Here is a 5,882-nt window from a genome sequence, read left to right as displayed (position 1 = left end):
TGTCGGAGCCGAGCGCAAGCGGAGCCTCGAAGGCGGCGACGGCCGCGGCCGAGCCACCGCCCGAGCCACCGGGGATGCGATCGAGGTCCCACGGGTTGCGCGTGGGACCGTACGCCGAGAACTCCGTCGACGACCCCATGGCGAACTCGTCCATGTTCGTCTTGCCGAGCGGCACGAGCCCCGCCGCACGGGAGCGCGCGACGACCGTGGCGTCGTAGGGCGACATGTAGCCCTCGAGGATCTTCGATCCGCTGGTCGAGGGCATGTCGGTCGTGACCAGAACGTCCTTGACGGCCAAGGGCACACCCGCGAGCTCGCCGAGCTGCTCGCCGGCCGCGCGGCGGCGGTCGATGTCGGCCGCGACGTCGAGGGCGTGGTCGCTGACGTGGAGGAAGGCGTGCACGTCGCCGTCGACGGCGGCGATGCGGTCGAGGTGGGCCTGCGTCGCTTCGACGCTCGACACCTCTTTCGCGGTCAGTGCGGCGGCGAGGTCGGCGGCGCTCAGGCGCGTGAGATCGGTCACTGCTCCTCCCCCAGGATCGCGGTCACCCGGAACCGGCCGTCGGCCTGGTCGGGAGCATTCTGCAGCACCTCGTCGCGGGTGAGCGTGACGCCCACGACATCGGAGCGGAAGACGTTGTTCAGCGGAATCGGGTGGCTCGTCGCGACGACGTCGGGCGTTGCCACCTCGGACACCTTGGCGATGTTGTCGACGATGGCATCCAGCTGCCCGGTGAGGCGCTGCACCTCGTCGTCGCTCAACTGGATCCGAGCGAGCACACCGAGATGGCGCACGAGATCAGGGGTGATTTCAGACACCCGGCAAGTCTAGTTCGCGACCACCGCGCGCCGAGACCCACCCCCACCTACGCTGGAGCGGTGACGAGCTTCGAACCGCCTCGCCCCTGGACCGCCAGCTATGCCCCCGGAGTCCCGGAGGACCTCGACCCGCAGTCGGGGTCTCTCGTCGACATCCTCGACGCGTCCACCCGCGACTACCCCGACGCCCCGGCGTTGGAGTTCTTCGGCCGCGAGACCACGTACGCCGAGTTGTCGGCCGAAGTCGGCCGGGCCGCGGCGGCTCTCGCTGCGCACGGTGTCCGCGCCGGCGATCCGGTCGCGATCGTGCTGCCCAACTGCCCGCAGCACATCGTCGCGTTCTACGCCGTCCTGCGGCTGGGTGCCGTCGTCGTCGAGCACAACCCGCTCTACACCCCGCGCGAGCTGCGGAAGCAGTTCGAGGACCACGGCGCGAAGCACGCGATCGTGTGGAGCAAGGTCGTGGCCACGGTGCAGGAGTTCCCCGCCGATCTGCAGATGGACACGCTCATCTCGGTCGACGTCACGCAGGCCATGCCGTTGCGCATGCAGGTCGCGCTTCGTCTGCCCATCGCCAAGGCGCGCGAGGCACGCGCGGCCCTCACCGAGAAGACCTCGGATGCCACCCCCTGGGCCGAGGTGGTGCGACACGATCCGCTGCCCGAGGCTCACCCACGGCCGACCGAAACCGATCTCGCGATCATCCAGTACACGAGCGGCACGACGGGCATGCCGAAGGGCGCGATGCTCACGCACGCGAACCTCCTCTCCAACGCCGCACAGTCTCGCGCGTGGGTGCCGTCGATCGTGCGGGGCCAGGGGTGCGTCGTCTACGCCGTGCTCCCGATGTTCCATGCCTACGGCCTGACCCTCTGCTTGACCTTCGCCATGTCGATGGGCGCGCGCCTGGTGCTGTTCCCGAAGTTCGATCCCGATCTGGTGCTCGCGGTGACGAAGAAGCACCCGGCGACGTTCCTGCCCCTTGTGCCGCCGATCGCCGAGCGTCTGCTTGCCGCCGCGGAGGCCCAGGGGGTGTCGCTCGCCGGGACCGAGGTCGCGATCTCCGGCGCGATGGCACTCCCCCACGATCTCGTGGTGCCGTTCGAGAAGGCCACCGGCGGATACCTCGTCGAGGGTTACGGCCTCAGCGAGTGCTCTCCCGTGCTCATGGCCAATCCGGTCGCCGAGAACCGTGTCCCCGGAACGGTGGGCCTGCCGCTCCCGGGCACCGAGTGCCGCGTCGTCGATCCGGACGATCCCCGCACGGATGTCGAGCCGGGCGGACGCGGTGAGCTCCTCGTGCGCGGTCCGCAGGTGTTCTCGGGCTACTACGGCAAGCCGGAAGAGACCGACGCGGTGTTCGTGGATGGGTGGTTCCGCACCGGCGACATCGTCACGATCGACGACGGCGGCTTCGTCCGCGTCGTCGACCGCATCAAGGAGCTCATCATCACGGGAGGCTTCAACGTCGCCCCCACCGAGGTCGAGAACGTGCTGCGCCAGCACCCCGCCGTCGCCGACGTGGCCGTCGTGGGCATTCCCAGCGATCACTCCGGTGAGGACGTGGTCGCGGCGGTCGTTGCCGCACCCGGCTCCGACCTCGACCCCGAAGAGGTGCGGACCTTCGCGCGGGGCATCCTGACGCCGTACAAGGTGCCCCGGCGCGTCGTGGTCGTCGACGAACTGCCGAAGTCCCTCATCGGAAAGGTCCTGCGCCGCCAGGTCAAGGAGCGCCTGCTGTCGGACTGACCGCCGTTCCCGGACGGGCCGGTGGATCATCCGCCGGCCCCTCTGCGTCGGGGCTCGGCGGGATCAGCCCTCCGGCGCCGGATCGGCCTGTTCGTCCGCCGGATCTGCCTGTTCGTCCACCCGTGCGGGCAGGGCGTCCGGCCCCTGGGTGACGAGCAGGTGGAAGGCCGCGGCATCCAAGATCCGGATGCCGAGCTCTTCGGCCTTGGCGAGCTTCGAGCCGGCACCGGGACCGGCCGCGACGAAGTCGGTCTTCTTGGACACGCTCGATGCCGCTTTGCCGCCGGCCTGGATGATCGCCTCTTGCGCGCCCTCGCGGCTGTAGCCGTCGAGTGAGCCGGTGGCCACGACGGTGAGACCGGCGAGGACTCCCCCGGCCGCTGCGGCGGCGCCGGGACCGGGGTGCCCGGGGATGGCGAAGCGCACTCCGGCCGCCGCCCAGCGCTCGACGATCTCGCGGTGCCAGTCCACCTCGAACCAGTCGATCACGGCATCGGCGATGATCCCGCCGACGCCCTCGACCGCGGCGAGCTCGTCACGAGACGCCGCGCGGATGGCATCCAATGACCCGAACCACTGCGCGAGGGCGCGTGCGGCGACGGGGCCGACGTGGCGGATGTTCAACGACACGAGCAGACGCCAGAGATCTTTGGTCTTGGCCTTCTCGAGCTCGGCCACGAGCTTCACCGCCTGCTCGGACGGGAGCACCTCGCGGTGGTCCTTGCGGATACCGCGACGGCGGCGCTCGGCAGGATCGAGGTCTTCGGTTCCGGGGGGATACGTTGCGGACCCGAGCTTCTGGAACGGCGTGCGGCGGACCTCGTCGCCGGTCTTCTCGTCGATCTTGCGTTCGCCGGTCTCGGCGTCGCGGACGACGACCTCGATGGGGACGAGCTGTTCGATCGTGAGGTCGAACAATCCCGCCTCGGTGTCGAGCGGAGGTTCGGCGGGGACGTCGGGCTGTGTCAGCGCGGCCGCGGTCACCTCACCGAGCGCCTCGATGTCGAGGGCTCCGCGCGAGCCGATGTGCTCGACGCGTCCGCGCACTTGCGCCGGGCAGGAGCGAGCGTTGGGGCACCGGAGGTCGATGTCGCCCTCTTTCGCGGGGCGCAGCGGTGTGCCGCACTCGGGGCAGTTCGTCGGCATCACGAACGCGCGCTCGGTACCGTCGCGCAGTTCGACGACGGGGCCGAGGACCTCGGGGATGACGTCACCGGCCTTGCGCAGCACGACGGTGTCGCCGATGAGCACGCCCTTGACCTTGACGACGTCCTGGTTGTGCAGCGTGGCCTGCCGCACGACGCTCCCGGCCACCCGCGCGGGCTCCATCACGGCGAACGGCGTCGCACGCCCGGTGCGCCCCACCGAGACGACGATGTCGAGGAGCTTCGTGTTCACCTGCTCGGGCGGGTACTTGTAGGCGATCGCCCAGCGCGGCGCACGACTGGTGGCGCCGAGCTCGTCGTGCAACGCCAGTTCGTCGACCTTCACCACGACGCCGTCGATCTCGTGCTCGACGTCATGGCGGTGTTCGCCGTAGTGCGCCACGAAGGCCAGGACGCCGTCGACGGTGGACTCCACGCGACTGTACGGCGACGTGGGAAGGCCCCACGACGCCAGCAGGCTGTAGACCTCGCTCTGCGCGGACACGGGCGGATCGGGCCACGCGCCGATGCCGTGCACGTAGAGCGCGAGGGAGTCGATGCGCGCGAGACCCGCCTCGAGTTCGAGCCCGCTCTTCTTCTCGATCTGCTGTCGCAAGCCGCCACTGGCGGCGTTGCGCGGGTTGGCGAACGCCGGGAACCGCCGAGCGGCGGCGAGCTCCGCCTTCTCTTCGTCGAAGGCCTTCACGCCCCCGCGACGCGCCGCAGCACGCTCCCGCGCCTCGGCGACCGCGCGCTCCCGGTACTCCCCCTGGAGCCGATTGAGGTGCTCGAACGCGGCGACGGGGATGAAGACCTCGCCGCGCACCTCGACGAGAGCCGGATGTCCCTCGCCGGAGAGCTCACGCGGGATGCCGGCGACCCGCAGCGCGTTGTCGGTGACGATCTCGCCGACGCGCCCGTCGCCGCGCGTGGCCGCAGAGGTCAGCACGCCGTTCTCGTAGCGCAGGCTGATCGCGAGACCGTCGATCTTGAGTTCGCTGAGCCACTGCACGGGCCGACCGGCGGAGGCCTGGGTCTTGACGGCCCAGTCCCGCAGCTCGTCGGCGGAGAAGACGTTGTCGAGGCTCAGCATCCGCTCGGCGTGCTCGATCGTCACGAGATCGGTCGCCTCGGCGGCACCGACCGACAGAGTCGGGCTGTCCTGCCCTTGCAGCTCGGGGTGGAGCCGCTCGATCGCCTCGAGCCGGCGCATCCATCCGTCGTAGGTCGCGTCGTCGACGAGCTCGGCATCCCGACCGTAGTAGGCGTCGCGCGCCCCCAGAATGCGCTGCGTCAGGTCGTCGACCTCGGCGCGCGCGTCGTCGAGGGTCAGATCGGGAAGCTGGTCGTGCTCGGTCACCCGTCCAGCTTAGGGACGGCCCCCGACATCGCCCGCGGGGGTTGCCGCGCGGACACGTGCGGGAGGAGATTCCGGGAGCGGAGGACGGATGCCGCGCTGACCATCCTCCCTCCGCCGAAAATCCTCCGTTGCCCGGAGGTGCGACGGCGTCGTCGGCTCACGCCTCCACGGGAACCGCCGACACCGTGCGGTCGATCGTGAACTGGCCGATCACGCGCGTGCCGTCGTACAGCACGGCGGTCTGTCCGGGCGCGACGCCGTCGAACGGCTCCGCGGGCCGCACCGTCACGACGCCGTCTTCGAGCACCGCCGACGCGGGCACCGGATCCGCGTGGGCACGGATCTGAACGTGGCAGTCGAACGAGGCGGACTCGGGCGCGCGGCCCGCCCAGGTGACGCGCTCCCCCGCGATCTCGGCGCACGCCAGTGCCTCTTTCGGGCCCACGACCACGGTGTTGTTCACCGGACGCACCTCGAGGACGAACCGGGGCTTGCCGTCGGGCGCGGGAACACCGAGCTGCAGTCCGCGCCGCTGTCCGACGGTGAACGCGTGCGCCCCCTCGTGCGTGCCGACGACGGTGCCGGCGCGGTCGAGGATCTCGCCGCGCTCGGCGCCCACCTTGTCGGCGAGCCAGCCGCGCGTGTCGCCGTCCGGGATGAAGCAGATGTCGTGGCTGTCGGGCTTCTGCGCGACCGACAGCCCGCGCTCCTCGGCCTCCGCCCGCACGACGGCCTTCGAGGGCGTCGATCCGAGCGGGAAGTACGTGTGCGCGAGCTGTTCGGCGGTGAGGACACCGAGGACGTAGGAC

Annotated in this window: 5 protein-coding genes; 1 reads left to right on the top strand and 4 read right to left on the bottom strand. The window is 70.6% G+C overall.

Annotated elements, in window-relative coordinates; translation table 11 throughout:
- Positions 1 to 523, bottom strand: a 523-nt coding sequence (locus LQV45_RS16020; protein ID WP_253074572.1) for an amidase, incomplete at its 3' end; no start/stop codon positions are given.
- Positions 520 to 819 carry an Asp-tRNA(Asn)/Glu-tRNA(Gln) amidotransferase subunit GatC gene (gene gatC / locus LQV45_RS16015; protein WP_230007891.1) on the bottom strand — a complete coding sequence of 100 codons (300 nt, stop codon included), beginning with the start codon at positions 817 to 819 and terminating at the stop codon, positions 520 to 522. The genes LQV45_RS16020 and gatC, both read right to left, overlap by 4 nt.
- A 60-nt stretch (positions 820 to 879) precedes the next feature.
- Here gatC and LQV45_RS16010 point away from each other — a divergent pair, with 60 nt between their 5' ends.
- Complete coding sequence (locus LQV45_RS16010; RefSeq protein ID WP_230007890.1) at positions 880 to 2,568, top strand: long-chain-fatty-acid--CoA ligase; 1,689 nt, start codon at positions 880 to 882, stop codon at positions 2,566 to 2,568.
- Positions 2,569 to 2,631: 63 nt separating this feature from the next.
- Here the strand turns inward: LQV45_RS16010 and ligA are convergent, their stop codons facing one another.
- A complete protein-coding gene (ligA, locus tag LQV45_RS16005; protein ID WP_230007889.1) occupies positions 2,632 to 5,073 on the bottom strand; it encodes an NAD-dependent DNA ligase LigA in 2,442 nt (813 codons plus the stop codon).
- A 157-nt stretch (positions 5,074 to 5,230) separates the two neighbouring features.
- The coding region (locus tag LQV45_RS16000) for a tRNA methyl transferase PRC-barrel domain-containing protein (protein ID WP_374208228.1) at positions 5,231 to 5,882 on the bottom strand (652 nt) is incomplete at its 5' end.

The organism is Microbacterium sp. Bi128 (genome assembly GCF_918698205.1).
Note: the sequence above shows the minus strand (reverse complement) of the source record. Positions and strands in the feature narration are given on the sequence as shown.